This is a genomic window from Paraburkholderia sp. ZP32-5, from assembly GCF_021390495.1.
Taxonomy (GTDB): domain Bacteria; phylum Pseudomonadota; class Gammaproteobacteria; order Burkholderiales; family Burkholderiaceae; genus Paraburkholderia.
In genome coordinates, this window is record NZ_JAJEJP010000001.1 from 2,237,001 (window position 1) to 2,262,927 (window position 25,927).

Genomic DNA, 25,927 nt, shown 5'->3' on the forward strand with positions numbered 1-25,927 from the left:
GCAAGAAGTCAATGCATGAGGCCGACGCGCGAGAGTCGATGCACGGTTCAGGCGCGACCGGTTCGCACGCGCTTCAGCGCCCCGCTCGCACGCGATCACGCCCTTCGTTGACCGTTCTAGTTCGCCGCCCGCAGCGCGCCGGCATCGACCTGTTCGACCAGACGGTTGACGGCCTCCTGAATCGCCAGATCGAGCACCTTGCCGTTGAGCGTCGAATCGTAGCTCGCGGTGCCGCCGAAGCCGATCACTTCACGGTTCGACAGGCTGTATTCGCCGGCGCCCTGGCTCGACAGCACGACTTCGGAAGTGGTCGTGTCGACGATGTTCAGATTCACCTTCGCATACGCAATCTGGTTCTTGCCGCGGCCGAGGATGCCGAACAGCTGCTGGTCGCCGACTTCCTTGCGGCCGAACTCGGTGACGTCGCCGGTCACGACGAAGCGCGCGCCCTTCACGTTCTGCGCTTTCTTCATGAACGCCGCTTCCTGTTTGATCTCGTCGAGGTTGTCGCGATCGAGCACATTGAAGCGATGGGTCTGCTGCAGATGCGTGACGAGAATCGTCTTCGCCTGACTGCCGAGACGGTCGATGTTGTCGGAGAACAGACCGCGCATATAGCTCGAGCGATTATCGAATTTGCCGAGCGCGATTTCGACCGGCTTGCCCGCATAAGGCGTTTGCGCGCTGCTGATGACCGGCACCGGCAAGCTCTGCGACGATTCGGTCGCGCAACCGCTCAATGCTGCCGCAACGGAAATGAGCGCCAGCGCGCCAAATCTGGTGGATGTTTTCAAAGGATGACCCCCCGTTGGAAATTCGGAAATCAATCACGGTTCGATTCGCCCGTTCTTCAAAGCGGATTTTGATCGAACTGTGTTTTTGATATTTCCACGGCGCGTCATAGCCAAACTCATGGCTGAACGGCAGGCGCGTCGAGCCGCCTTCGGGGCTGCCTTCATCCAGCGATGAAAAGCGCTCCGGCCGGTGCTGCATTGCGCCGAGGAAGAATACCGTCGAGTACGGTATCGCATCCATGCGCTCTTAAATGTCACCTATTGCAAAATCCGATGCGTACTTGCAACACCTTTAAAAAATCAAAGTCGTCCGATTGATTTTTATTATCTCGAATTAGTTAATTCACCAATGCTTCGTTTTGACGTTCAGCGAATTCACGGCCTTTATCGTGCTTGTTTCGCTTTATCGCTTCGGCGCATCGACTATCGATGCACGGGCACCGCGCGACCGATCCTCCAAAGGACCTATCACGCGGTGCCGGCCCCTTCGCTACTTCACGTCGAACCCATAATCACCATGCGTGCGATGTCCGTCCGATGCGACCGCGACCCAATGCACGGTGTAGTGCCCGGCCGCGAGCGACGGCAGCGGCACCGTCATCACGGCCGGTAGCTGCGCATCGACCGCCGACTTCTGCGTGCTGACCGTCTTGCCGCTCGCATCGGTAACGGTGAGCGAGCTGAACGCCGGTTCCAGCGGTCCGTCGAACGTCACCTTCACCTGACTCGGCGCGGCAACCGTCGCGCCCGCGCCCGGCTCCTGCTTCTGTGGAAACACATGGGCGAAAGCCGCGCCGGCCAGCGTGATACCGGCCAGCAAGGCGACCACGCGCATCGCGCGATACTTCAGTGTGCTGTTCATCGTCGTTCTCCTGCGTTAGTGCAATAGCGGTTTGCCGATCGTCGTCGGCGCAATGTCGTCGAAGAACAGATGTGCCTGCACCAGAATGCCGACGTGCGAACCGCTCGCGCGGTTGATCGGAATTTGCGCTTCGACGCCGAACTGTCCATAGCGATTCATCCAGATGAAGCCCGGATTGACCGTGCCGGTCGTCTGCCCCTGGCTGCGCGACAGCGGAACCTCGACGAGCGGAATCAGGTTCGCGAACGGCTGCGGCAAGCCCACGTCGTGCACGTGCTGCTGCAGATACGGCAGGCTGTATTGCACGGTGAAGCCGTAGTTGAACGCATTCGGCTGGCCGGCGCCGGTGGTCAGCGACGGCCCCGCCTCGGCGGTGATCGCGACCGGGCGCAAATACGCGAGCGAATCGGGCAGATCGCCCATGCCCTTGCCGGCGTAGATCGTCGGCGAGATCGTCGAGAAGTTGTCGCCGATCGCGCGGCTGCCGGTGCCGCCGAGATCGGCATCGACGCCGATCGATGTCATGAACTCATGCGCGTCGTTCACGTACAGCAGGTACTTGAGGCCGACGCCGAAGTTGTCGAAACCGCTCGCGCGCGGGTTGTTCTGCATCACATAGCCGCCTTCGATCGATACCGCGAGGCGTGACGTGATCAGCTTGTCGTACTCGAAGCTGAAGGTGTTGATGCTCTGATCGCCGTCGTCGCCAGGCACGCGTTGATGGCCGTATTCGAAGTTGGCTTCGTCGCCGACGCCGGGGTCGTCGACAGCCATCGTCGACGGAAACACGCGATTGCCCGCGATCGCGTGGGCGCGCGCGATGGATGGCACGGTCGATAAGCCCAATGCGAGGCTGAACGCGAGACCTGCGGTGAGCCTTGTTGCGCGGCCCGATCTGCGGCACACGGCGCGCGCGCTATCGGCGGCACGGGTCACATATCCGGCATAGGTGGTGGCACAGGTAGTGGCATAAGCGGCGGCAGCCGCGGCGAGCGGCGCCACGCGCGGCGTCTGGCCGCCGCGCGTCGTTGGAGTGTGCATATCTGATCCTGTCTGATCGGTTGTGACGATGCCCGCGCAGGCGGTCCGATGGACGTGCGCAAGCCTTCGCGATGCGGATTCACCGCATCACGTCGTAGGGATTCGAATCAGCAGATAGCAGGTGGGGCGCGCGGTTGCGCGAAGGTCAGCGGCTCGACGCGGCGCACGCTGTTAAAGCGCGCCGCGACCGTATGCTGGCGCGCGCGGACCGCGGCGATGAACAGCGTGTCGACGCTCGGCATCACCGGCAGATGCGCGAGCAGGCTGCAATAACCGCAGGCGTCGCCGGCGGACATTCCGGTGTGCTTGCCGGCGGAGTCGCCGGACGTATTCGCGGCGGTTTGCACGGGCTGCGGCGATGCATCGGGCAACGCATCCGCCGAGGTGTCCCCCATCTGCATGCCGGGCATCGACGCCATGTCGTCCATCGACGCCATCTGGCAATGCGCGGCCGCCATCCCATCGCCGCCGCGGTCAAGCGCGGCAAGCGTCTGCGAAACCGTGGGCGCGAGCGTCGTCATCAGGATCGCGAGCAATCCCAGCCAACCGCCGATCTTCAGATGCCAACGATTCAACATGCGCACGACAGCTACTACGCTGCAAAGTAATGGCCGATGATTGCCAGACCACGATTTGCGGCGAATTATGCCACGCCCCCCCATTTTTCCGCCGCCAGGCCGCATAGTGGGAAGCCCACCGGAGGCACGTCGGACAAGCGCCGAAACACCCCGAAGACACACCAACCGCCCGGTCAATAGAGCAAACCGCCAACGGTCAAGCCGCCGCGCACAGGCGACAATGCGGGAACCCCGCTTCCGGCACGGAGTGTTGATGAAAGCACAGCGTCCGCGTACCCCGCAGTTTCATGGCGAGCACACGCATGCCGAATGGCGCGACCATCTGCTGCCCTGGCTCGTCACGGCACTGCTGGTCGCGTTCATCGTCGTGCTGGTCGTCTGGGTTGTGAATCCGGCGCCGCCGCGCACGATCACGATCAGCGCGGGTCCGCGCGACAGCTCGTTTATCGTCACCGCGAACCAGTACAGGAAAATTCTCGCGCGCAACGGCATTCGCCTGAACGTGCTCGAATCGGACGGCTCGGTGCAGAACCTCAAACGGCTGATGGATCCGCAACAGCACGTCGACCTCGCACTGGTGCAAGGCGGCGTCGCGCAGGGAATCGATACGTCGTCGCTGATCTCGCTCGGCAGCATGTTCTATGTGCCGGTCGTCGTGTTCTATCGCGGCGCGGGGCTCACGCAGCTATCCGATCTGGAAGGCAAGCGCGTCGCGATCGGCCGCGAAGGCAGCGGCACGCGCCTGCTCGCGCTGCAACTACTCGCCGCGAACGACATCGAGCCCGGCGGCAGGACCACGCTGGTGCCGAGCGACGGTCTGGAGGCAGCCACCCAGCTGGTGGCGGGCAACGTCGACGCGGCGATCCTGAGCGGCGACTCTGCGACGCGCGGCCTGATGCTGCGGCTGCTCAAGGTGCCTGGCGTATCGGTGATGAATTTCGACGAAGCGAACGCCTATACGCGTCTCTTTCCGTTTCTGGACCAGATCGATTTGCCGCCGGGCGTGCTCGATCTGAAACGGCGGATTCCGCCCGAGACCGTGCACCTGATCAGCCCGACCGTCGAGCTGGTCGCGCGCGGCAATCTGCATCCGGCGATTTCCGATCTGCTGATCGAGGCCGCGCAGGAGGTGCATGGCAAGGCGGGGCTGCTGCAGCGCGCGGGACAGTTTCCGAACCCGGTCGAGCATGAATATCCGATCAGCGAAGACGCGTTGCGCTATTACCGCACCGGCAAGGGCTTTCTGTACCGCACGCTGCCGTTCTGGCTCGCCAGCATCGGCGATCGCGCGCTCGTCCTGCTGTTGCCGCTCGCCGTGTTGCTGGTGCCGGCGATGCGCGTGATTCCGGCGCTCTATCGCTGGCGGGTGCGCTCGCGCATCTATCGCTATTACGGCTCGCTGATCGCGATCGAACGGCATGCGCTCGCCGGTGCCACCGACGACGAACGCGCGAAGCTGCTCGCACGGCTCGACGAAATTGAAGTGGCGTTGAATAGTCTGCGCATGCCGCTTGCTTATGCGGATGCGTTCTATGTGCTGCGCGAGCATGTGGGCTTCGTGCGCAGCCGTCTGACGGCTGCGCGGCCCGTGGAGACCTCGTGAACGAGGCCGTTGCGGAAGTTATGCCTGCGAGGGAGTAGGTGCGGCGGTGGCCGTTTGCGGCTCTGGCTGAATGTCGGCTTGCGCGGGGGTTTGCGCTTCGGCCTGCTGGGCGGCCGGTTCTGCTGCCGCTTCGGCGTTTTCGGGAGCAGGCGCAGGCGCTGCGTTAGCGGGCGCCGCTACATCCGGCGTGCCTGCTGCGGAGCTTTCATCCGCATTCGGCGTCACGGTCGGGGTTTCGCTCGGCGTTTCGCTCGAAGTTTCAGCAGAATTCGCCGCTTCCGCCGCCTTCTGCGCGCCCCGCGCCGCGCGATGCGCGAGCAGACGCTGCGCGCCCGCCGCTTCCTGCGCGGTGACCTGTCCGGCCGCCGCGCCCGTCAGATCGATACGCGCCGCGCCGTCGACGAGGCTCTTCCAGTAACGGCCGCCGCGGCACCACGTCTTGATCGCGTCGCGCAACTCGGCTTCGGTCAGCGACAGGTCTTTCGCATGGACGACCAGGTCTTCGAAAATGCCGATTTTCAGCGGCAGCTTCGGCGCGGGATTCTTCGGGAACGCATTCGGGAAACGTTTCTGCAGACGGCCGATCGAGCGAACGACCGGGTCCACCGGTTTGGCATCCGCGGCGGGCGGCCGGGTTTGTGCTGCGGGTGCCGCGCCGCGCGGCTGCGTGTGCTGGCGGGGAGGCCGTGCGCCGGGTTTGCGCTCCGGACGCGCACCGCCTTTCGTATTGGGTTTCGAACCGGGCCGGGATTCCGGCCGTGCATTCTGGCCTGCATCCTGGCGCGTGTCCGAACGTGATTCGGAGCGCCCTTCAGCGCGTGACTCCGGTTTCGAACCCGGCGTCGCATCCGGCCTGACAGCGGGCTTCGAAGCGGGCCGCGCAGCCGATTTGCGATCGGGCCTGGCGGCGGACTCGGCGGCAGCGCGCGCGGCGGCCAGTTGCTTCTTCAGTTCAGCGAGTTGTTCGAAACCCATAGTGCACAACCAATCTGTCGATTCGTAAAAGTGCGATTGTAGCAGTGAGTGCAAACACGCTTGCGACAACTATTACAACAATTAGTGCCACGCGAATCGTCAACTGGCGCCGCTCGCGGGCGGGTTCGCATCGTACGCGTGCAGGCCCGACGCCGCGACGCTCAGGCCGGCGCGGCCGATGTTGTTGCGCAGCGACAGCGCGAGCTGATGACGCCCGGCGATCCGCGCGACGATCGCGAGTCCGAGCCCGCTGCCCTCGCCCTTCGCGCCCTCGCCGCGATAGAAACGGTCGAACACGCGCTCGAGCTCGGCGGGCGCAATACCGGTGCCGCTATCGACCACCTCGAAGCCGACCCGTTCGCCGTCGCGCCTGAGCACGACGTCCACCCGGCCTCCCGCCGGCGTGTGACGGATCGCGTTGTTGATCAGGTTACCCAGCAGCACGCTCATCCCGTGCGATTCGGCGAGCACCGTATAGGTGTCGTTCGGCATGCGCTCGCCCTCGCATTCGAGACCCAGATCGATCTCGCGCATTTCCGCCAGCAACGAAAAATCGCTGACCGCCTGCTCGCCGATGCGACGCAGGCTGACCGGCTCCATCGACGTGGCCGGCTGCGCGTCTTCGCGCGCGAGCGTCAACAGTTGCTGCACGAGGTGGATGATGCGGTTCACGCGATGTTCGACGCGTTCGAGCGTGTGCCCTTCGCCCTTTAACGAGCCGTCGCGCGAAGCCGCCTGCAATTGCAGCTTCAGCGCGGCAAGCGGCGAGCGCAATTCGTGCGCGGCATCGGCGATAAACGTGCGCTGCGCCTGCGAGGCCGTATTGAGCCGTTGCAGCAGATCGTTGAGCGCTTCGACGAGCGGCCGGATTTCGACCGGCACGTTGCCGTCGAACCGCAGCGGTTCGAGCGAATCGATCGAGCGTGTCGCCAGCGCGCGCGAGAGTCCGCCTATCGGCGCGAGCCCGCGCGCGACCACCAGCAGCACCAGCCCGATCGTCACCGGCAACAGCACCGCGAGCGGCCACAGCGTGTGCAACGCGAGCTGCAGTGCGAGGTCTTCGCGCACCGACACCGGCTGCGCGACCTGCACATAACGCTCGCCCTGCTCCGCGCCGAACGCGCGCCAGTGCGCATCGCCGAGTTCCACCGTATTGAAGCCGGGCGGCAGACGCGCGAATACCGGCGCCTGCGCGGAGTGATAGATCGACGCGCCGCTGCGATCCCAGATTTCGATGACGATGCGGTCGTCGGCGAGATCGCCGAAGTCGGGCTCCGGCTGCGCGCCGTCGGCGGCGCCTCGCAAGTTCGACGGCAACGACAGCGCGACGGTGCGCAATTCGTAGTCGAACAGTTCGCTCGCCTCGCGGCGCGCGGTATGAAAGATCGCATAGGCGGCGACCACCGACGCCGCCGCCGTGCCGAAAATCAGCCAGCCGAGCAGCCAGCGGCGGATCGACGTCATCCGCATCGCTTGAGCCGGTAGCCGACGCCGCGCACCGTCACGATCTGATCCGCGCCGATCTTGCGGCGCAGGCTGTGCACATGCACTTCGATCGTGTTGCTGCCGACTTCCTCGCCCCAGCCATACAGCTTTTCTTCCAGCTCGGCCTTCGTGAACACGCGCGTCGGCTCCTCGATCAGCGCCTGCAGCAACGCGAATTCGCGCGGCACCAGCGGCAGCAGCGTGCCGTCCTTGGTGACTTCGTGCGCGGCCGGATCGAGCGTCAGCTCGCCGTGCGAGTACACCGGCTGCTTGTGGCCGGTGCGCCGCCGCAGCAGCGCGCGGATGCGCGCGGCCAGTTCGTCCAGATCGAACGGCTTGACCAGATAGTCGTCGGCGCCGGCGTCGAGTCCGCGGATGCGTTCGTCGATCGCATCGCGCGCGGTCAGGATGATGACCGGCGCGCCGCCGCCGTTGCGGCGATACGCGTTGAGCACGTCGATACCGTCCTTTTTCGGCAGCCCCAGATCGAGCAGCACGAGGTCGTACACGTCGTTATCGAGCGACAGTTCGGCCGCGCGGCCGTCTTCGGCCCAGTCGATCGCATAGCCGGCGCGGCGCATCGCGCCGAGCACCGTCTCCGCGATCATGTCGTCGTCTTCGACCAATAGCAGGCGCATGGCCTCTCCTTCGTGCGGTTGTTCCCGCAGCATTATCGGCGCCGGCGGCTTAACGATTCCTTACGGAACGCTGACCGTGGGCCCGGCGCATCGCGGCAAACCGCGCGTGCATCCACGTGTATCCACGTTAAGCCTGTCTTAAGCGCCTTCTTCGCAGAATCGGCTCCGGTCGAGCGGCATCCAGCCGGATTCGCCCGACCTCGTTACATGACGCACAGGAGCCCGATTTTGCCGATTTTTGATGCCGTTGCGGCGGCTTTGCCAAGGGCTCGTCCCAACATTCCGGCGCGACGCCTTCGCCGTGCGCGCCGGCAACAAGCGCTTATCGCACCTATAGTGCCTAAAGCGCCTAAAGCGCCCATCGTGCTCGCCGTGCTTGGCGCGCTGCTGCTGGGCGGCTGCGCGACCTACCACCGCGAACCGCTGGCGCCACAGGACACATCGACCTCCGCGCAGTCGCTCGAACGCATCCGCATCGATTCGTCGAGCATGCCGCTGCCTGAACTCGCCGCGCATCGCTTCGATCCCGCCGACGGTCTCGACAGCGACGAAGTCGCGATGCTCGCGGTCGCGAACAATCCCGATCTGAAACTCGCCCGCGACGATCTCGGCATCGCCCGCGCGCAGGCGTATTCGGCCGGCTTGCTGCCCGATCCGCAACTGAGCGTATCGAGCGACTATCCGGGCGCCGTGGGCACCACGCGCGCGTTCAATTATGGCCTGAGCATCGACGTGATGGCGATCGTGCTGCGTAGCGCGAACCAGCAGTCCGCCGACGCGACGGTCGCGAAGACCGATCTCGGCCTGCTATGGCAGGAGTGGCAGGTCGTCGCGCAGGCGCGGCAACTGTTCATCAAGACGCGCTTCGAAGCGGACACGCTGCCGTTACTGCAACGCCAGCGCGACCTCGCGCGCACGCGCTACGAACGGATGGCCGCGGCGCGCCGCGACGGCAATCTGACCGACGACACGTTGAACGCCGCGCTCATCGCATACAGCGACGCGCGAAAGCAGTATCGCGACGCGCAACGCGCGGCCGCGCAAACGCATCACGATCTGAACGCGCTGCTCGGTCTCGCGCCCGATATGCAACTGCAATTGCAGACGCAGGACAGCGATACCATCGCGCCGCTCGACGACGCCACGCTCGATGCCGCGCTTGCCGGGCTCGCGCGCCGCCGCCCGGACCTGATCGCGTTGCAGGCCGGCTACGAGGCTCAGGAGCAGAAATATCGCGCGGCGATTCTGAGCCAGTTTCCGAGCCTGTCGGTCGGCTTCGTGCGCGCGCGTGATACGTCGAACATCTACACGAGCGGCTTTCAGATCAACCTGAGTCTGCCGATCTTCAACCGCAACCGGGGCAATATCGCGATCGAACAGGCGACCCGCCAGCGGCTGCGCGACGAGTATCAGACGCGTTTGAACCAGGCGTACGCGGAGGTCGCGCGGCTACGCGAAGACAGCGCGATTCTCGCGCGCCAGTTGCAGGAAACCGAAGCCGCGCTGCCGCATGTCGAACACGCCGCGCAGCTCGCCGGCGCGGCCTACGCCGACCACAATCTCGTGCTCGGCGCGTATACCGATGCGCAAAGCGCCGCGCTTGCCAAACGCATCGACGTGGCGACGCTGCACGAAGCGCTGGCCGAACAGCGCGTCGGCTTGCAGGCGCTGCTCGGCAGCGCGATCTCCGAAGCGCCCGCTAGCGCCTTCTCTTCTGCCCAGACTTTCATCGACATCCATGCGAAATAATCCTTTTCCGCCGCCGCGGCGCGGGCCGTGGCGGAGCGTCACCGTGGCCGCCGCGATGCTCGTGTGCGCGTCGTTGCTGTACGCGTATGTTTATCCGGTCCACGCGGATCAAAACGTAAACGGCGGCGTCAACGACAGCGCGAACGCCGAAGCGCAACCCTCCGTCGCCGTGCAAACCGTGCCAGCAGCACGCGCAACGATCGCGCAGCCGGTGCGCGGCTTCGGTATCGTCGCGGCCTCGGTGTCGAACGTGACGACCGTCAATCTGCCCTACGTCGCGCGTATCACCGAGATGCGCGTGCAGGCCGGCGAAACCGTCAGGCGCGGCGCACCGCTGTTCGTCGTGCAGGCGGACCCCGCCGCGGTACTCGGGGCCAGCGAGGCCCGAAGCGCGCTGACGCTCGCGCAAGGCGAACTCGCCCGCACGCAATCGTTATACGACAAAGGGCTCGCCACGCAATCGCAGCTCGCCGGCGCGCGCAAGGCCGCCGACGATGCGCGTGAAGCACTCGCCGCGCAGACCCGGACCGGCATCGCAAGCGGCAACAAGACCGTCACCGCGCCGTTCGACGGTGTCGTGCTGCAACTGTCGGCGGCACAAGGCGACCAGGTGCAGGCCGGCGCGGCGATCCTGCAACTCGCGAGCACGAATGCACGCGACGCAAGCGATGCCCGCGCCGCGCGTGCGAACGTGATGCTCGGCGTCGAGCCGGCGGACGCAGCCGCGATCCATCCAGGCGACACGGTGACGCTGCGCGGCCTGTCCGCGGCCCTCGCGAAGACGACGCTCGAAGGCCGCGTCGTATTCGTGGGCGCCGCGATCGATCCGTCGTCGCAACTGGTCGACATCGGCGCGAACCTGCCGCTCGCGTCGAGCGCGTTTATTCCCGGCACGCGCGTTGCCGCCGACGTCGCGACGCACCCCGGCATGCACTGGATCGTGCCGCGCGCGGCCGTGCTGAAGGACGGCGATCACGCGTACGTATTCCAGGTCACGTCGCGCAACACCGCGCGCCGCGTCGCGGTCACGATCGCGGTCGAAAACGGCGCGCGCTACGGCGTCGACGGTCCGCTCGATCCGCTGCTCGGCGTCGTCGTCAGCGGCAACTATGAGTTGAAAGACGGCATCGCGGTGCGCGCCGCGGGAGACGCGCCACGATGAATTTCGGCCAATGGATGCAGACGCATCGCCGCTCGCTGCTGTTCGTGATCGCGCTGCTCGCGATCGCGGGCGCACTCGCCGCGTTCCGTCTGCCGATCTCGCTGTTTCCGAACGTGTCCTTTCCGCGCGCGGTGGTGTCGCTCGATGCCGGCGACCGCCCGGCCGAACAGATGGCGACGCTCGTCACGATGCCGGTGGAGGAAGCGCTGCGCCGCGTACCGAACGTGCGCGATGTCGATTCGACGACGAGCCGGGGCGCGGCGGAAATCTCGCTGAACTTCGACTGGGGCACCGACATGGCGCAGGCGACGTTGCAGGCGCAATCGGCAATTAGCGAAATTCTCGCGACGCTGCCGCCCGGCACGACGATGCAGGTGCGGCGCATGGACCCGACGGTGTTTCCGGTGCTCGCGTACAGCCTCACGTCGACGCGGCAGTCGCTTGCCGCGCTGCGCGATCTCGCGCAGTTCCAGATGCGTCCGCTGCTGTCGTCGGTCGAGGGCGTCGCGCGCGTCGAGGTGACCGGCGGCGCGCAGGACGAATTCGAAGTCGCGATCGATCCGGTGCGCCTCGCCGCGTACAAGCTGTCGCTCGCGGATGTGTCGAAAGCGATCGGCGCGAGCAACGTACTGATGGCGAACGGCCGCATCGAGGATCACGACAAGCTGTACCTCGTCGTCACCAACACGACGATCACGCAACTCGACGAACTGCGCAACGTCGTCGTGTCCACCGCCGGCAATGCCAACGCAGCGCAGATCCGTCTCGGCGACATCGCCACGGTCAGTCAGGGCGTCGTGCCGCAATGGATGCGCGTCACAGCCGATGGCGAGGACGCCGTGCTGCTGAATATCTATCAGCAGCCGGGCGCGAACAGTGTCGCGATGGCGCGGGCGATCCGCGCGAAGCTCGCCGCGTTCCAGCCGCAGATGCCCGCCGGCGTGCATCTGTCGAACTGGTACGACCAGAGCGAACTGGTGATCGCGTCGGCCACGAGCGTGCGCGACGCAATCATGATCGGCGTGGTGCTTGCCGCGCTGACGCTGTTCGTGTTTCTGCGCAACTGGAAGATCACCGCGATCGCGGTCGCGCTGGTGCCGGTCGTGATGGCCGCGACGATCCTGCTGCTCGACGTGTTCGGCATGGGCTTCAACATCATGACGCTGGGCGGCATGGCCGCGGCGGTCGGCCTCGTGATCGACGACGCGATCGTGATGATCGAGCACATCGCGCGGCGCATGCGCGAGGCCGGCGCGCACGCGTTTCACGGCCGCGTGATGGCGGCGGCGCTCGAATTCACGCGGCCGCTGGCGGGCTCTTCCGCGGCGACGCTGATCATCTTCGTGCCGCTCGCGTTTCTATCGGGTGTGACGGGCACGTTTTTCAAGGCGCTGTCGGTGACGATGGCGAGCGCGCTGTTCATTTCGTTTCTCGTTACATGGCTGGCGGTGCCGATCCTGTGCGACCACTGGTTGACGCCCGCGGATGCCGAAGAGCACAAGGACACCCGCTTCGCCGCGTGGCTCAAGCGCGGCTATGCGGAGCTGATCGCACGCGTCAGTGCACGGCCGCCGCTCGTGCTGATCGGCGTGCTGCCGCTCGTGATCGTCGCCGCGTTCGCGTTTACGCGCGTCGGCAGCGGCTTCATGCCGAGCATGGACGAAGGCGGCTTCGTGCTCGACTATCACACGCAGCCGGGCACGTCGATCACCGAAACGGACCGGCTGATGAAGCAGATCGAGCGCATCATCCGCGCGAATCCGAATGTCGCGACCTATTCGCGCCGCACCGGCGCGGGTCTCGGCGGCGATCTGAACGAGCCGAACAAGGGCGATTTCTTCGTGCGTCTGAAGTCCGGCAAGCGCGAACCGATCGACACCGTGATGGAGGAAATCCGCGCGCAGATCGAAAGCCAGGTGCCGGGTGTCAGCATCGAACTCGCGCAACTGATGGAGGACCTGATCGGCGATCTGACCGCGGTGCCGCAGCCGGTGCAGATCAAGATCTTCTCCGACGACGCGCATACGCTCGATACGACCGCGCGCAAAGTCGCCGCGCGTATCGGCAAGATTCAGGGCATCGTCGATGTGAACGACGGCATCAACCCGGCGGGCGATGCGATCGAACTGCATATCCTGCCCGCGGCCGCGGCGGCCGAAGGGATGGACCCGCAAGCGATCGCGCAGGCGGTGACCGATATGCTCGAAGGTAACGTCGCGACGCAGTTCCAGAGCGGCCCGAAAACGGTCGGCGTGCGCGTACGCGTCAGCGGCGCGCGCGAACTCACCGATACGCAACTGGGACAATTACAGATTCGCGCACCGGACGGGCATCTGTTTGCGTTGAAGCGCGTTGCCGAACGCGTGGTGGTCACTGGCCAACCCGAAATCAGCCGTTCGAATCTGAAGCGGATGGTGGCGGTGACCGCGCGCATCGATGGCCGCGATCTCGGCTCGACGATCGCCGACGTGCAGAAGGCGCTCGGCGACGCGAACCTGCTGCCGAACGGCGTCTACTACGAACTCGGCGGGCTCTATCAGCAACAGCAGATCGCGTTCAAGGGCCTGCTGACCGTGTTCGGCGCAGCGATCGCACTGGTGTTCGGCCTGCTGCTGTTTCTATACGAACGCCTGCGCGTCGCGCTCGCGGTGCTGGCGATGCCGTTGCTCGCGGCAGGCGCCGTGTTTATCGGCCTGTGGATCACCGGCATCGAGCTGAACATCTCCGCGATGATGGGCATGACGATGATCATCGGCATCGTGACCGAGGTCGCGATCTTCTACGTGTCCGAATTGCAGGCGCTGGTGCGCGACGACGAGATGCCGTTTGACGACGCGTTGCAGTTGGCTGGCCGCAACCGCCTGCGGCCGATCGCGATGACGACGATTGCCGCGATCCTCGCGCTGCTGCCACTCGCGTTCGCATTGGGGCAAGGCTCGGCGATGCAGCAGCCGCTCGCGATCGCGATCATTTCAGGGCTGATCGTGCAGTTGCCGCTGGTGCTGCTGTTGCTGCCGGTGTTGCTGAAGCTGTTGATGAGGAAGCGGGCTGTGTAGCGCGTGGGGACGTGGGAGGCGTGGGAGGCGTGGCGTGGCATGGCCTTCATGCGCCCCGCCAATGCTGTGCATGCGGCTCGAAATAGTCGCTACGGCCGCTACGTGACTACGCTCTTACGCCAGCACGTCCGCGAACCCACCGACCCGCGCGCCGATCGCCTGAATCGCGGCAGCCACCCGCGGCGACAGCAACGCATGCAATTCGTCCGCATGGCGATAGTCGCGCATGCCATCGCTCAATGCGTCGCCGGCGAGCGCCGGATGGCAATAGATCTCGCCGACACCGGCCGGCAGATCGCCGAGCGCGGCGAGCCATGCCGCCTCGTCCATCCGCCCGCTCGCCGCGATGCCGACCACATAGTCGTTATGGGCGACGCCCGCACGATCGAGCCGCGCCTTCACCTGCGCGATCCAAGGCCGCAGCCACAGCGGCGCATTCGCTTCGAACGGCAGGCGCATCGCCTTCATCCCGTAGTCGCGGCCGATCTCGAGAATCAGACCGAGCACGCTCGGATGCAGATGAAAATGCTTGTGCGTATTCACGTGATCGAGCGTGAGCCCGGTCGCCGCAAACGCGTCGAACTGCGCGCGAATCTCGCGCGCCAGTTGTTTGCGCACATGCGGCAAGAAGAAAAAGCGCACGCCGTCGCGCACCATGTTGCTGCCGAAGCGGCCGTTCGCGTCGACCAGCGCGGCAATCTGCGCGCGCGGCGCGAGCGCGGCACCGTCGGCCAACACCAGATGCAGGCCCACGCGCAGTTGCGGCAGCGCGCGGGCGCGCGCGACCGCATCGCTCGCGGCCGGCGCGCCGACCATCAGACTCGCGGCGCTCAGCACGCCATCGCAATGCGCGCGCTCGACCGCGGCATTCACGCGCGGATGCAGACCGAAATCATCGGCGGTGGTAATCAGTGCGCGCGTCGGTCGGCCTGAGGCGGCCGGCATTGCCGAATCTCCCTTCACGTAAAGCTGTCGAGCTGACCGCCACGTTCGGCGGCCGGCGTGCCGACCTGCATGCGCGCGCCACGCCACACCACATGTGAGCCGAACGCGCTGAACAGCCACTGTAGCGCGATCAGCGTATCGCGCAACGGCACCAGCGGCAAATCGCGCCAGAACGTTCGCTCGCGGCGCGCGGCGCGCAGGTGCAACAGCAAACGCGCGCCGAAACAGATAGCCGTCGCCGAGCCGCACGCGATGACCGCGGCGAACGGCGTATGCGCGCAGGCGCGCGTCGCCAGCGACACGGTCAGCGCGGCACTCGTCACCAGCCACGGCGTCGGGAACGTGATCAGCAGCGACGCGAAGCCGGCAGGATTGACCGAGCGGATCGTGCGCAGCCAGCGCGTTTCGCGCTGCCACAGCGCGCCGAAGGTCGGCTCGATGACGTCGGTGGCCACCATCACGCGCGACAGCACGGTTCGCAAACCGAGCGCGCGCACGTGTTCGGCGAGCCAGTAATCGTCGGCGAGACAGTTCTTCAGCGCGCTGAATCCGCCGATGCGTTCGAGCGTCGCGCGCCGCAGTGCGAGCGTCGCGCCGAAGCCGAAGCGGCGCGAGCCGATCGCATGCGCGACGCGCACCGACGGCGCGAACCATTCGTTGATAAAGAGCGCGCCCACGCGCGGCCAGAAACCGCCGACCCCGCGCGCGACATACAGACACGTGACGACACCGACGCCCGGGTCCGCCAGCGGCGCGGCGACGCTGTCGAGATAATCGGCATCGACGGCGATGTCGCTATCGGCGATCACGATCACGTCGTGACGCGCGCGCGACGCCATGTTGATCAGGTTGCTGACTTTCAGATTGCTGCCGTGCACGCGCGCATCGATCGCGAGTTCGATGTCGCACGCCGGATAGGCGGCCTGCAAACGGCGCACCACCGCGATCGCCGGATCGCGCGGCGACGACACGCCCAGCACCAGTTGAAAATGCCCGTGACGCTGCTCACAGAAAGTACGCAGATTTTCGTACAGACGCGGCTCGGCACCACACAGCGGTTTGAGCACGCTGACGCCGGCCTGCGCGAACGGAACTGCCCGCGCATACGGCGGCGCTGCAGCGAGCGCGGCGGAATGCGCGCCACGTGCAGCATCGGACCAGCATTCGATTGAGGATGCGCGAGACTCGCGGGACACACGAGAGACCCGGCCGTGATAGCTGGACTTATGGCGCGCGCTGAAAAAAGGCATCGCGAGCGCGGCGGCGAGCGCATAGATCGACGCGCCGATACAGCCGGCCAGCAGGATCCATTGGCATGCGGTCACGACGTGCGCCGCCATCGTCACGGTCCGTCAATGCGCGGCCAGCACGAACGGCTGCCCCGTCAGCCGCAGGTGCAATACGACGAGCCAGTGCCGCGGGCACTCCGTTGCCGCCGCAACCTGCCATGTGCCGGTGTGCGCGGGAATCGCGTGATGGCGTCTTACCGCGCGCGCGAACTCGGCGTGCGCGAATTCGCGCGCGACCACCACGCCGCCGACGATCGCCGCAAGCGCAAACAGCCGGAACGGGGTAGATGTGAAAAAGCTCGGGGAAATGGGCAGTAGTGGCAACGCGATGCACAACAGTACTTCGATGCCCATAGCCGTCAGCGATGCGACCAGCAGATGGGCGCGCAGCATATCGATGGTGGCTGGCTTCATAACGTGCCTCGTGCATGGTCTCGCGATCCGATCGATGCACGGCGGCATTCCACGGGATTCATCGGTGCCGTCCGGTCATACTATCGATTCGCATGAAAAGCATTCCGCATCGATTCGTCGCCATCCTTACGATCGGTTTTCGATGCGCTGACAACCGTTGGTGACGCGTGATTTGCACGCGCTGCGACGACCGGTGATAGCGGGTCGATACTATCGATTGGAACTGAAGGAAACCTTAAGCATTCGCGTGGTATGAAGCTGCTAACGAATTGCATCGGCGCTGCGCGCGCGGCTGTCGCGCCGCATCAGCGGATGCACGAGCGCGCTTGCACATCCATCGTAGGCGTTATGCAATAAAACCACACGAAACGGAATCTTTGCGTCATGCGTGTACTCCTCGTAGAAGACGACGAGCTCATCGGCAGCGGTGTCGAAGCGGGCCTGCGTCAGGCCGGTTTCACGGTCGACTGGGCTCATGACGGCTATAAAGCCGGCCTTGCGCTCGACACCACGCAATATGCGTTGTTGATCCTCGATCTCGGACTGCCGCGCGTCAGCGGCATGGAACTGCTCAAGCGTTTGCGCGACGCCGGCAACGACGTGCCGGTGCTCGTGCTGACCGCGAAAGGCACGGTGGTCGACCGGGTCGGCGGTCTCGAAGCGGGCGCCGACGACTATCTCGGCAAGCCCTTCGATCTGACCGAACTGATCGCGCGTTGCCGCGCGCTATTACGCCGTGCCCAAGGTCGCAGTATCGATCTGATTCGTTACCGCAATCTGACAGTGAACCCCGCCGCGCACACGGTCGAGGTGGACGCAACGCACGTGCCGCTCACGTCGCGCGAATGGGCGATCCTGCTGCAATTGCTGACGAACCCCGGCATTCCGCAATCACGCTCGCGGCTAGAGGAAAGTCTGTATGGCTGGCAGGAGGAAATCGAAAGCAATGCAATCGAAGTGCATGTATCCAATCTGCGTAAAAAGCTCGGCGCGAGCCTGATCAAGACTGTGCGCAATATCGGCTACGTGATGGAGAAACCATGATGAGCCCGTCGATTCGCCGGCGTCTCGTGTTGCTCGTGCTTGCGAGCATCGCGATCGTGTGGGGCGTTGCACTCGTCACCAGCTACCGCCAGGCGACACGCGAAGTCGGCGAATGGGAAGAAGCGCGGCTCGCTGAACTTGCGCAGATTCTCGCGCTGCTCGACGAGACGAATCTGAACACGCTCGCCAACGCACGCATCGACGTGCGTGAAGAAGAAAAAGGCGGCGAGCCCGGCGCGAGCAATCTCGACGACGACGATACGCTGCCGCGCGACGCGCTGTTCCAGGTGCGCACGGCGAACGGCGAGGTGCTGGCGGGCAGCCCGCAATTGCGCGCGCTCGGCGCCTGGAATATGCCGCTGCCGTCGGCGAGCGGCGCGCAGGACGTTACGCTCGGCGGCCAGACCTATCACTCGTTCACGCTGCGCGATGGCACGCGCGGTCACAGCGTGCGTGTGTTCGAACCGGCCAATACGCGCAGCGATCTGGTCAGCGGTGTCGCGCGCCGCATCGCGCGGCCAACGCTGATCGCATTGCCGGTGCTGGCGCTGCTGGTGTGGTTCAGCATCGGCTGGAGTCTCGCGCCGTTGCAGGTGCTGTCGGCCGCGATCCGCGCGCGCGACATCAACCGGATGGAGCCGGTCGGCATCGGCCGCACACCGGTCGAGGTGCGTGCGCTCGTCGATGCGATCAACCAGATGCTGGTGCGGCTGCGCGATTCGCTGGAACGCGAACGGGCGTTTACCGCCGATGCCGCGCATGAACTGAAATCGCCGCTTGCCGCGATCAAGGTGCAGGCGCAAGTCGCGCTCGCCGAGCCCGACATCGCATTGCAGCGGCTCGCGATGGAGCGCGTCGTGCAGGGCGTCGATCGCAGCGCGCGGCTCGCGGAACAGCTATTGCTGCTCGCGCGGCTCGATCAGCACGAGAAAGCGCCGACCGAACCGCTAAAGCCGGCGGCGATCGCGAAGCACACGCTGCTCGCCAGCGAGTGCAGCGCGCGGCAGAAACACATCAGCGTGATGCTGATCGGCGACATGCTCGCCGAGATCAACGCGGAGCCGGTGCTGATCGGCATCCTGATCGACAACCTGCTCGATAACGCGATCAAGTACGGGCGCGCGGGCGGGGTCGTCGAAGTCGCGGTGCAGCATGCCGATGGCCGCGTGCAGGTGAGCGTGCGCGACGATGGTCCCGGTGTTGAGGCGGCCGATCTGGAGCGGCTGACGCATCGCTTTTTTCGCGCGACCGGAAATCAGGCGACGGGCAGCGGGCTGGGCCTGTCGATCGTTGCGCGGATCGCCGAACATTTCGGCGCGAGCTTGCAGCTAGGTGCGGGGATCGGCGAACGAGGGCTCGCGGTGCGGGTGTCGTTTCCGGCTTATGGAGAGGCGCGCTAGAGGCGCGCGGTCGCTTCCTTAGCGACGAACTAATTCGACGGCGGATTCAATGCCCGGTCCTGTGCCGGTTCGAATCGCCGACGGCCGAACGCTGCTCGGCCAGTTCAGCGCGCGCACCGCCCTGGACGGCGGCCACCGCCCCGCTCCCAGGTGACTCCGAAAACTGCCACGCGATGAGCCCCGGCACGAACATCAGCAGATCGCGAATCCGCCGCGCGGCAGCGAGCGCCAGACAGGTGGCCGGATCGATCCCTAACGCGCCACCGATCACGATAAACGCGCCCTCCTGCACCCCCAGGCCGCCCGGCACGAAGAATGCCGCGCTGCTGATCGCCTGAATCAGCGATTCGATCACGATCGCCTCGACGAACGTCACGCGCGCGCCGAGAAAGTACAGCGCAATCCAGATTTCGAGCGCCGTCAGGATGCATTGCAACGGCTGCCAGAAGAACAGATAGCGCAACACGACCGCGCGGCGTCGCCAGATCAGTTTGATCGACTGATCGATCTGCGCGGACTGGCCGACCAGCGCGGCGAGCTTGCCGCTCGTCATCCGGTTGAGCCCGCGCGTGATGCGCTCGAACGGATTCGCGTGCTGAACGAGCGCGAACAGCAGCAGCAACGGCGTCAGTACGACGATGCCCCACGCGAGTTGGGAAGCGAGCCGCAACGCGCCGGATTGCGCATGCGCGAACAGAAAGCCGATGCCGACCATCGTGAACATCAACTGGCTGATCACGGTGAGCTGCATATCGACGATGATGCTGCCCACCGCCGTCGACGGCCGCACGCCCCAGCGCTTGAGCATCCGGAACGACACGAGTTCGCCGCCGATCCGCGCGACCGGCAGCATGCAGTTGACCGATTCGCGCACCCACACGAGGTGCAGCATCTTGCCGAGGCTCGGGCGGTTCGCGCCCCGAATCAGCGAGCGCCAGTCGCAGGCGTTGGCGATCATCGGCAGCACGTGCGCAAGCGCGGCAAGCACGAGGCCGCCGCCGGCCGCGCGCAATGCGCCGAGTACCGCGCGCGGGTCATCGCGCCAGACGAGCCATAAGGAAAGCACCAGACCGAGGAGCGCGGCCGCGCGGCCGAGATGCTTCATCACGCGCTTACCTCACGGGCAAAGGAGACACGTAACCGCTGCATCATGATTCGTGCCACGGTGTACGCGGGTTGCCGCGGTGCTGCTCGCCTCGCCACCCGCCCTGCCATCAGTGTGCTTGTCCACGCCTGTGCCGCCGGGCCGCTTGCATGGCGCCGGTTACCAACCTGATCGATCATTGCGTGCTAATCCGCCGTTCGTTCGTCATTCGTCCTGTGCCGCCGACAGCACCCCGTCGCCGTCGACCTTGAAACTGAAGCCCCGCCAGATCACCCGCGACGAGCGGAAGCTCATGACGAAAATCGCAAATGACACGATATCCCATAACGGCAGCAGCCACAGATCGCGGCACGGCTTGCGCAAAGCACGATCGAACAGCAGTTTCAACGTGAGCCGCGCGACCATCGCGGCGAGCGCGAGCGGCCACGCCCACAGTGCGCCACCCGAGAACGCCAGCGCGAGCAGTGCAAACGGCAACGGATGGACGAGTGCCGAGCCGAAGTGCCCGGCCGGATCGATGCGGCGAATCGTGCGGCTCCAGCGCAGTTCGTGCGTGATCAGCTTTTTCGCGCTCGATTCGACGCAGGCATGCGCGATCGCGAACGGCGGAATCGCCACGGTTTCACCCGTCGCGCGCACCGCCTCGCCGATCGCGTGATCCTCGGCCAGATAGCGGACGAACGGCTTGAAGCCGCCGATGCGCTCATAGGTATCGCGCCGCATCGCGATGGTCTGGCCAAAGCACGGGCGCGCAAGGCCAAGCGCGAGCCCGGTGACAACGCCGGGCAGGAACTGGTAGTTGGTCGCAATCGCGGAGAGCTTCGGCCAGAAACCCGGATCGGGTTGGCCGCGATATGCGCAGGTAACGAGCCCGACGCCAGGCTGCTGCAATTCGCCGATCACGTGACGCAGATAACCGGGGCCGACGCTGACGTCGCTGTCGGCGAACACCAGCACGTCATGACGCGCCTGCGGCAGCATATTGAGGATGTTGCTGATCTTGCGGTTCGGGCCATACAGACGCGCATCCGCGACCACCGTCATATCGGCATCGGGATGCAGACGGCGCAGTTCGTCGACGGTTTGCAGCGCGGGGTCCGCCGAATCGTGCACGCCGAACAGATATTGCACCGGCCCCGGATAGTCCTGCTCGCAGAAACTCGACAGATTCGCGAGCAGCGCCCACTCGGTGCCATGCAGCGGTTTGACGATCGTGACGGGCGGAAAGCTCGTGGGCTCGGCCACCGGCCGCGCGAAGAAACGCCCGATCAGCGTACTCGCGAAGACGGTATAGCCGATGCCGATCGCAGCCGCCGCCGCGCACGCGTAGGCCAGCGTGACGGCGAGCAGATGCGCGGTACTCACGCCTGGTGCGCGCGCAGGAAGCGGAAGAACTCGACGCCTTCGCGCAGGCGCCGTTTCATCATGTCCCAACTCGTCAGCATTTCGCGCAGGATTTCCCAGATCTTCGACGGACGGAAATAGAAGCGCTTATAGAAGTTTTCGAGCTGGTGATACATCTCGTCGCGCGACAGATGCGGATAGCCGATCGCCGCGAGTTGCACGCCGGACTTGCTGACGAGATTGATGACCTTGTTCTCTTCGAGCCAGCCGTTTTCGACCGCCTGGTTATAGAGCGTCGTGCCCGGATACGGCGCCGCGAGCGACACCTGAATCGTCAGCGGGTTGATCTCTTTCGCGTACTCGATGGTCTTCTGGATCGTCTCCGGCGTCTCGCCAGGCAGGCCCAGAATGAAGGTGCCATGAACCTTGATGCCGAGCGTGCGGCAGTCTTTCGCGAACTTGCGCGCGATGTCGGTGCGCAGACCCTTCTTCACGTTCAGCAGGATCTGGTCGTCGCCGGATTCATAACCGACCAGCAGCAGACGCAGGCCGTTGTCCTTCATGATCTTCAGCGTCGAATACGGCACGTTCGCCTTCGCGTTGCAGGACCACGTGACGCCGAGCTTGCCCATGCCACGCGCGATTTCCTCGGCGCGCGGCTTGAAGTCGGTGAAGGTGTCATCGTCGAACATGATCTCCTTGACTTCGGGCATGTTGTCGCGAATCCACTTCACTTCTTCCAGCACGTTTTCGACCGAGCGCACGCGGTAGCGATGGCCGCCGACCGTTTGCGGCCACAGGCAGAACGTGCACTTCGAGCGGCAGCCTCGGCCCGTGTAAAGCGACACGTACGGGTGCTTCAGATAGCCGTTGAAGTAGTTGGCGATCGTCAGATCGCGCTTGTAAATTGGCGCGACGAACGGCAGTTCGTCCATGTTCTCGAGGATCGGGCGCGCTTCGTTGTGCTCGATCGAACCGTCGGGCGCGCGATAGCTCAAGCCCTTGATCTGCGCGAACGGCACGCCTTCGGCGATTTCCTTGCAGGTGTAATCGAATTCTTCGCGGCCGACGAAATCGATCGCGTCGGTCGCCGTCAGCGAGTTGTGGGGATCGACCGCCACCTTCGCGCCGACCATGCCGATCAGGATCGACGGCTTGCGTTCTTTCAGATGCTGCGCGAACAGCGCGTCGGTCGGGAAAGAAGGCGTGCTGGTGTGAATGACGACGAGATCGTATTGCTGCGCGAGATCGAGTGTTTCATCGACCGATGCACCATTCGCGGTCGCGTCGAAGACGCGGCTATCGGGAATCAGAGCGGCCGGCTGCGCGAGCCATGTGGGATACCAGAACGATTTGACTTCACGTTTGGCCTGGTAGCGCGAACCTGCACCGCCATCGAAACCATCGAATGACGGGGCCTGCAAGAACAGAGTTTTCATGGAGACTCCAGCAAGCCTGAGCGGCGTTTTCAATTTTCTGTCGGGAAGCTATCGGAACCATGACTGCCCGGACGCGGACAGATGGAGCGCATAGATGGTACGGATCAAAGCTGAAGGAAACCTGAGGAATCATACTGCGTTCCCGCCCCGAACGGCATCGTTCCGACTTTTAGTTTCGAGTCGCGTATGACTGTCTTTTTCTTGTGGTAGATGATGGGGAGTGAGTGTGGCTCCGCGTGGGGCTGGCTTTGCGCAGCGCAGCGAGCAGCGCATCCGGCACCCTCCTCAGATCCTATTCATCGGGATCTTCACCGAACGATATGTCTCGCCCATTCGAGCCAGCCGAGGTTGAGGGCCGCGTTTACCACTACGCCGAGCGCAGACGCGAGCGCGGCGATCATCGTCCAGAACGACGAGCGGCGCGCCGCGCGCGCCGATCTATGCGCAGCGGTGGCGGCGTCGCGCGACGCGCTCGCCGCTGCCTGCGCGATATGCGACGACGCCTCCATCCGCGCGAGCGACTTCAATGCAAAGCCGCGCTCGCCGTCGGGCGTTGCGGTGGGCGCGGCAGCATCGGGTGTCGCCGACGCGGCGCCGGCGCCCGCTTCGTCGCGCTGCATCTGCTCGAACAGATAGCGATGACAGAACGGCGTCAACGCATGCTCGGGATAACGCGCGGCGAAGTTTTTCGCATACGCGGCACCGCCGTTGCGTTCGATGTCGGCGTAAGCGGTCTGCCTGTCCATATCAACCTCGCCTACCACCTCGCATATCGGTCGAGCGCGGGCACACCGCGCGGCGAGCGCCGGGCGAGGCCTCGCTCGACAGGACCGACGCCAGGCCGGCGTCAGACCGGCTTGATATCGGCTGCCTGTTTGCCCTTGGGGCCCTGCTTGATTTCGAAGCTGACCTTCTGGTTTTCCTGCAGCGATTTAAAACCTTCGCTGCGGATCTCCGAAAAATGGGCAAACAGGTCTTCGCCCCCGTCATCGGGGGTGATGAAGCCGAAGCCCTTTGCGTCGTTGAACCATTTCACTTTTCCGGTTGGCATGGCGATGTCCTCGTGTAGCGCTGAATTGAACGGCTGAATATAAAAGCATAGAAGAAAAAAACCGGCTCGCGCCGGCGGCCCTGTTTCGAATACCACCGGTTCCGGCCTGCCGATTCTCTCGACCCGGCAGGCCAGGCGCGCTTCCGCGCATGGTGAACGGTAGCGGCGGCGCATTCCGTCCCGGCCCGGAGGCCACGGCGGCGCCAAGGCCGCAGCAAGCCGCGTGCCACGCCTGCCGCGCCGGAGCCACGCCCGGTGCGATTTCGCGCAATCAGCTAAGATGGTTGTTTGGCAAATTTACCGATGGCCGCGCCGGTCGTGTCGCTACCCGCTTCGCGACCGCACGCGGCCCGTTGTTGTCCCACTCACAGGAACCCAGCATGGCCATCTCGAGCTATACCGATACCCGACTTCTGATCAACGGCGAATGGTGCGACGCTGCCAGCGGCAAGACTCTCGACGTGATCAACCCCGCGACCGGCCAGCCCATCGGTAAGGTGGCGCACGCCGGCATCGCCGATCTGGACCGCGCGCTCGAAGCGGCGCAACGCGGTTTCGAAGCATGGCGCAAGGTGCCGGCCAACGAGCGCGCGACGATCATGCGCAAGGCTGCCGCGCTGGTGCGCGAGCGCGCCTCCGACATCGGCCGCCTGATGACCCAGGAACAGGGCAAGCCGTTTGCCGAAGCGCGCATCGAAGTGCTGGCCGCGGCCGACATCATCGAATGGTTCGCGGACGAAGGCCGCCGTGTGTATGGCCGTATCGTGCCGTCGCGCAACCTCGCCGCCCAGCAACAGGTGCTGCGCGAGCCGATCGGCCCGGTCGCCGCGTTCACGCCGTGGAACTTCCCGGTCAACCAGGTCGTTCGCAAGCTGTCGGCGTCGCTCGCCTGCGGCTGCTCGTTTCTCGTGAAGGCCCCGGAAGAAACCCCGGCGTCGCCGGCTGCGCTGCTGCAGGCGTTCGTCGAAGCCGGCGTGCCGGCCGGCACGGTCGGCCTCGTGTTCGGCGATCCGGCTGAAATCTCGAGCTACCTGATCCCGCATCCGGTGATCCGCAAGGTCACGTTCACCGGCTCGACGCCGGTCGGCAAGCAACTGGCGTCGCTCGCCGGTCTGCATATGAAGCGCGCCACGATGGAACTCGGCGGCCACGCGCCGGTGATCGTCGCTGAAGACGCCGACGTCTCGCTCGCCGTCAAGGCAGCCGGCGCTGCGAAGTTCCGCAACGCGGGCCAGGTCTGCATCTCGCCGACGCGCTTCCTCGTGCACAACAGCATCCGCGAAGAATTCGCCGCGGCGCTCGTCAAGCATGCTGAAAGCCTGAAGCTCGGCGACGGTCTGGCCGACGGCACGACGCTCGGGCCGCTCGCCAATGCGCGTCGTCTGAGCGCGATGGCCAACGTCGTCGCCGATGCACGCAAGACCGGCGCGAAAGTCGCAACGGGCGGCGAGCGCATCGGTTCGGAAGGCAACTTCTTCGCGCCGACCGTGCTGACCGACGTGCCGCTGAATGCCGACGTGTTCAACAACGAGCCGTTCGGCCCGGTCGCCGCGATCCGCGGCTTCGACAAGCTGGAAGAAGCGATCGCCGAAGCGAACCGTCTGCCGTTCGGCCTCGCCGGCTACGCGTACACGAAGTCGTTCAGCAACGTGCATATGCTGTCGCAGCAGATGGAAGTCGGCATGCTGTGGATCAACCAGCCGGCCACGCCGACGCCGGAAATGCCGTTTGGCGGCGTGAAGGATTCGGGCTACGGTTCGGAAGGCGGTCCGGAGGCGATGGAAGCGTATCTCGTCACCAAGGCGGTGACGGTGATGTCCGCTTAACACCGCGGATTAGGGACGGCGCGGCGGCGCGGGTTGGCCGCGCGCCGTCTCCTGCCGCGGTGCAATTGCACGGTGGATCGTGCAGATCGATAACGCAGTTCGATCAAACAGTTCGGTCGCGCGATCC

At 65.1% G+C, this 25,927-nt stretch carries 23 protein-coding genes; 7 read left to right on the forward strand and 16 right to left on the reverse strand.

Annotated elements, in window-relative coordinates; genetic code table 11:
* Positions 1-116: 116 nt before the first annotated feature.
* The 5 genes from L0U82_RS09475 to L0U82_RS09495 form a co-directional block, all read right to left on the reverse strand.
* A complete protein-coding gene (locus L0U82_RS09475; protein ID WP_233830290.1) occupies positions 117-740 on the reverse strand; it encodes a CsgG/HfaB family protein in 624 nt (207 codons plus the stop codon).
* Positions 628-1,035, reverse strand: coding sequence for a hypothetical protein (locus tag L0U82_RS09480; RefSeq protein ID WP_233830292.1), 408 nt, complete (start codon positions 1,033-1,035; stop codon positions 628-630). The genes L0U82_RS09475 and L0U82_RS09480 overlap by 113 nt, the downstream gene beginning before the upstream one ends.
* Before the next feature lie 249 nt (positions 1,036-1,284).
* Positions 1,285-1,656, reverse strand: a complete 372-nt coding sequence (locus tag L0U82_RS09485; protein WP_233830294.1) for a copper resistance CopC family protein — start codon at positions 1,654-1,656, stop codon at positions 1,285-1,287.
* A 15-nt stretch (positions 1,657-1,671) separates the two neighbouring features.
* Positions 1,672-2,697: a hypothetical protein gene (locus L0U82_RS09490; RefSeq protein ID WP_233830297.1), complete on the reverse strand. Its 1,026-nt coding sequence runs from the start codon at positions 2,695-2,697 to the stop codon at positions 1,672-1,674.
* Between the two features lie 107 nt (positions 2,698-2,804).
* Positions 2,805-3,275, reverse strand: a complete 471-nt coding sequence (locus L0U82_RS09495; protein WP_233830298.1) for a DUF2946 domain-containing protein — start codon at positions 3,273-3,275, stop codon at positions 2,805-2,807.
* Between the two features lie 253 nt (positions 3,276-3,528).
* Between L0U82_RS09495 and L0U82_RS09500 the strand changes: the two genes are divergently transcribed.
* A complete protein-coding gene (locus L0U82_RS09500) occupies positions 3,529-4,878 on the forward strand; it encodes a TAXI family TRAP transporter solute-binding subunit (protein ID WP_233830299.1) in 1,350 nt (449 codons plus the stop codon).
* 18 nt (positions 4,879-4,896) lie between these two features.
* Here L0U82_RS09500 and L0U82_RS09505 read toward each other — a convergent pair whose 3' ends face one another.
* The 3 genes from L0U82_RS09505 to L0U82_RS09515 form a co-directional block, all read right to left on the reverse strand.
* Entirely contained in the window at positions 4,897-5,853 is a 957-nt protein-coding gene (locus tag L0U82_RS09505; protein WP_233830300.1) for a ProQ/FinO family protein, read from the reverse strand.
* Positions 5,854-5,952: 99 nt separating this feature from the next.
* Positions 5,953-7,317, reverse strand: a complete 1,365-nt coding sequence (locus tag L0U82_RS09510) for an ATP-binding protein (protein ID WP_233830301.1) — start codon at positions 7,315-7,317, stop codon at positions 5,953-5,955.
* Positions 7,314-7,976 (reverse strand): response regulator, encoded by a 663-nt coding sequence (locus tag L0U82_RS09515; RefSeq protein WP_233830302.1) that lies wholly within the window; start codon positions 7,974-7,976, stop codon positions 7,314-7,316. The genes L0U82_RS09510 and L0U82_RS09515 overlap by 4 nt, the downstream gene beginning before the upstream one ends.
* A 363-nt stretch (positions 7,977-8,339) precedes the next feature.
* On the opposite strand from L0U82_RS09515, the gene L0U82_RS09520 reads away from it, so the two are divergent.
* Genes L0U82_RS09520 through L0U82_RS09530 form a run of 3 tightly spaced genes read left to right on the forward strand, consistent with a single transcriptional unit; the run spans position 8,340 to position 13,943 of the window.
* On the forward strand, positions 8,340-9,725 hold the full coding sequence (locus L0U82_RS09520) for a TolC family protein (protein WP_233830303.1): 1,386 nt from the start codon (positions 8,340-8,342) through the stop codon (positions 9,723-9,725).
* Positions 9,726-9,768: 43 nt separating this feature from the next.
* A complete protein-coding gene (locus L0U82_RS09525) occupies positions 9,769-10,887 on the forward strand; it encodes an efflux RND transporter periplasmic adaptor subunit (RefSeq protein WP_233830304.1) in 1,119 nt (372 codons plus the stop codon).
* A complete protein-coding gene (locus tag L0U82_RS09530) occupies positions 10,884-13,943 on the forward strand; it encodes an efflux RND transporter permease subunit (RefSeq protein ID WP_233830306.1) in 3,060 nt (1,019 codons plus the stop codon). Before L0U82_RS09525 ends, L0U82_RS09530 begins: the two co-directional genes overlap by 4 nt.
* 114 nt (positions 13,944-14,057) lie before the next feature.
* Here the strand turns inward: L0U82_RS09530 and hpnK are convergent, their stop codons facing one another.
* Genes hpnK through L0U82_RS09545 form a run of 3 tightly spaced genes read right to left on the reverse strand, consistent with a single transcriptional unit; the run spans position 14,058 to position 16,591 of the window.
* Positions 14,058-14,888, reverse strand: a complete 831-nt coding sequence (gene hpnK, locus L0U82_RS09535) for a hopanoid biosynthesis-associated protein HpnK (protein WP_233830309.1) — start codon at positions 14,886-14,888, stop codon at positions 14,058-14,060.
* Positions 14,889-14,902: 14 nt separating this feature from the next.
* Positions 14,903-16,228, reverse strand: a complete 1,326-nt coding sequence (hpnI, locus tag L0U82_RS09540) for a bacteriohopanetetrol glucosamine biosynthesis glycosyltransferase HpnI (RefSeq protein ID WP_233830311.1) — start codon at positions 16,226-16,228, stop codon at positions 14,903-14,905.
* A 12-nt stretch (positions 16,229-16,240) separates the two neighbouring features.
* Positions 16,241-16,591, reverse strand: coding sequence for a hypothetical protein (locus L0U82_RS09545; protein ID WP_233830313.1), 351 nt, complete (start codon positions 16,589-16,591; stop codon positions 16,241-16,243).
* 384 nt (positions 16,592-16,975) lie between these two features.
* On the opposite strand from L0U82_RS09545, the gene L0U82_RS09550 reads away from it, so the two are divergent.
* Complete coding sequence (locus L0U82_RS09550; protein ID WP_233830315.1) at positions 16,976-17,635, forward strand: response regulator; 660 nt, start codon at positions 16,976-16,978, stop codon at positions 17,633-17,635.
* Entirely contained in the window at positions 17,632-19,035 is a 1,404-nt protein-coding gene (locus L0U82_RS09555) for an ATP-binding protein (RefSeq protein ID WP_233830317.1), read from the forward strand. Before L0U82_RS09550 ends, L0U82_RS09555 begins: the two co-directional genes overlap by 4 nt.
* Before the next feature lie 46 nt (positions 19,036-19,081).
* Here the strand turns inward: L0U82_RS09555 and L0U82_RS09560 are convergent, their stop codons facing one another.
* The 5 genes from L0U82_RS09560 to L0U82_RS09580 all read right to left on the reverse strand — a co-directional run bounded on the left by L0U82_RS09560 (position 19,082) and on the right by L0U82_RS09580 (position 23,974).
* Positions 19,082-20,140 (reverse strand): lysylphosphatidylglycerol synthase domain-containing protein, encoded by a 1,059-nt coding sequence (locus L0U82_RS09560; RefSeq protein WP_233833203.1) that lies wholly within the window; start codon positions 20,138-20,140, stop codon positions 19,082-19,084.
* 204 nt (positions 20,141-20,344) lie between these two features.
* Complete coding sequence (hpnI, locus tag L0U82_RS09565; RefSeq protein WP_233830319.1) at positions 20,345-21,505, reverse strand: bacteriohopanetetrol glucosamine biosynthesis glycosyltransferase HpnI; 1,161 nt, start codon at positions 21,503-21,505, stop codon at positions 20,345-20,347.
* Positions 21,502-22,923 (reverse strand): hopanoid biosynthesis associated radical SAM protein HpnJ, encoded by a 1,422-nt coding sequence (gene hpnJ, locus L0U82_RS09570; protein WP_233830321.1) that lies wholly within the window; start codon positions 22,921-22,923, stop codon positions 21,502-21,504. Before hpnJ ends, hpnI (L0U82_RS09565) begins: the two co-directional genes overlap by 4 nt.
* Positions 22,924-23,231: 308 nt before the next feature.
* A complete protein-coding gene (locus tag L0U82_RS09575; protein WP_233830323.1) occupies positions 23,232-23,669 on the reverse strand; it encodes a hypothetical protein in 438 nt (145 codons plus the stop codon).
* Between the two features lie 101 nt (positions 23,670-23,770).
* The gene (locus L0U82_RS09580) at positions 23,771-23,974 is read right to left on the reverse strand and encodes a cold-shock protein (protein ID WP_075300708.1); all 204 of its coding nucleotides are present in this window, start codon (positions 23,972-23,974) and stop codon (positions 23,771-23,773) included.
* A 380-nt stretch (positions 23,975-24,354) separates the two neighbouring features.
* On the opposite strand from L0U82_RS09580, the gene L0U82_RS09585 reads away from it, so the two are divergent.
* The gene (locus L0U82_RS09585; protein ID WP_233830325.1) at positions 24,355-25,800 is read left to right on the forward strand and encodes an NAD-dependent succinate-semialdehyde dehydrogenase; all 1,446 of its coding nucleotides are present in this window, start codon (positions 24,355-24,357) and stop codon (positions 25,798-25,800) included.
* The last annotated feature ends 127 nt before the right edge of the window (positions 25,801-25,927 follow it).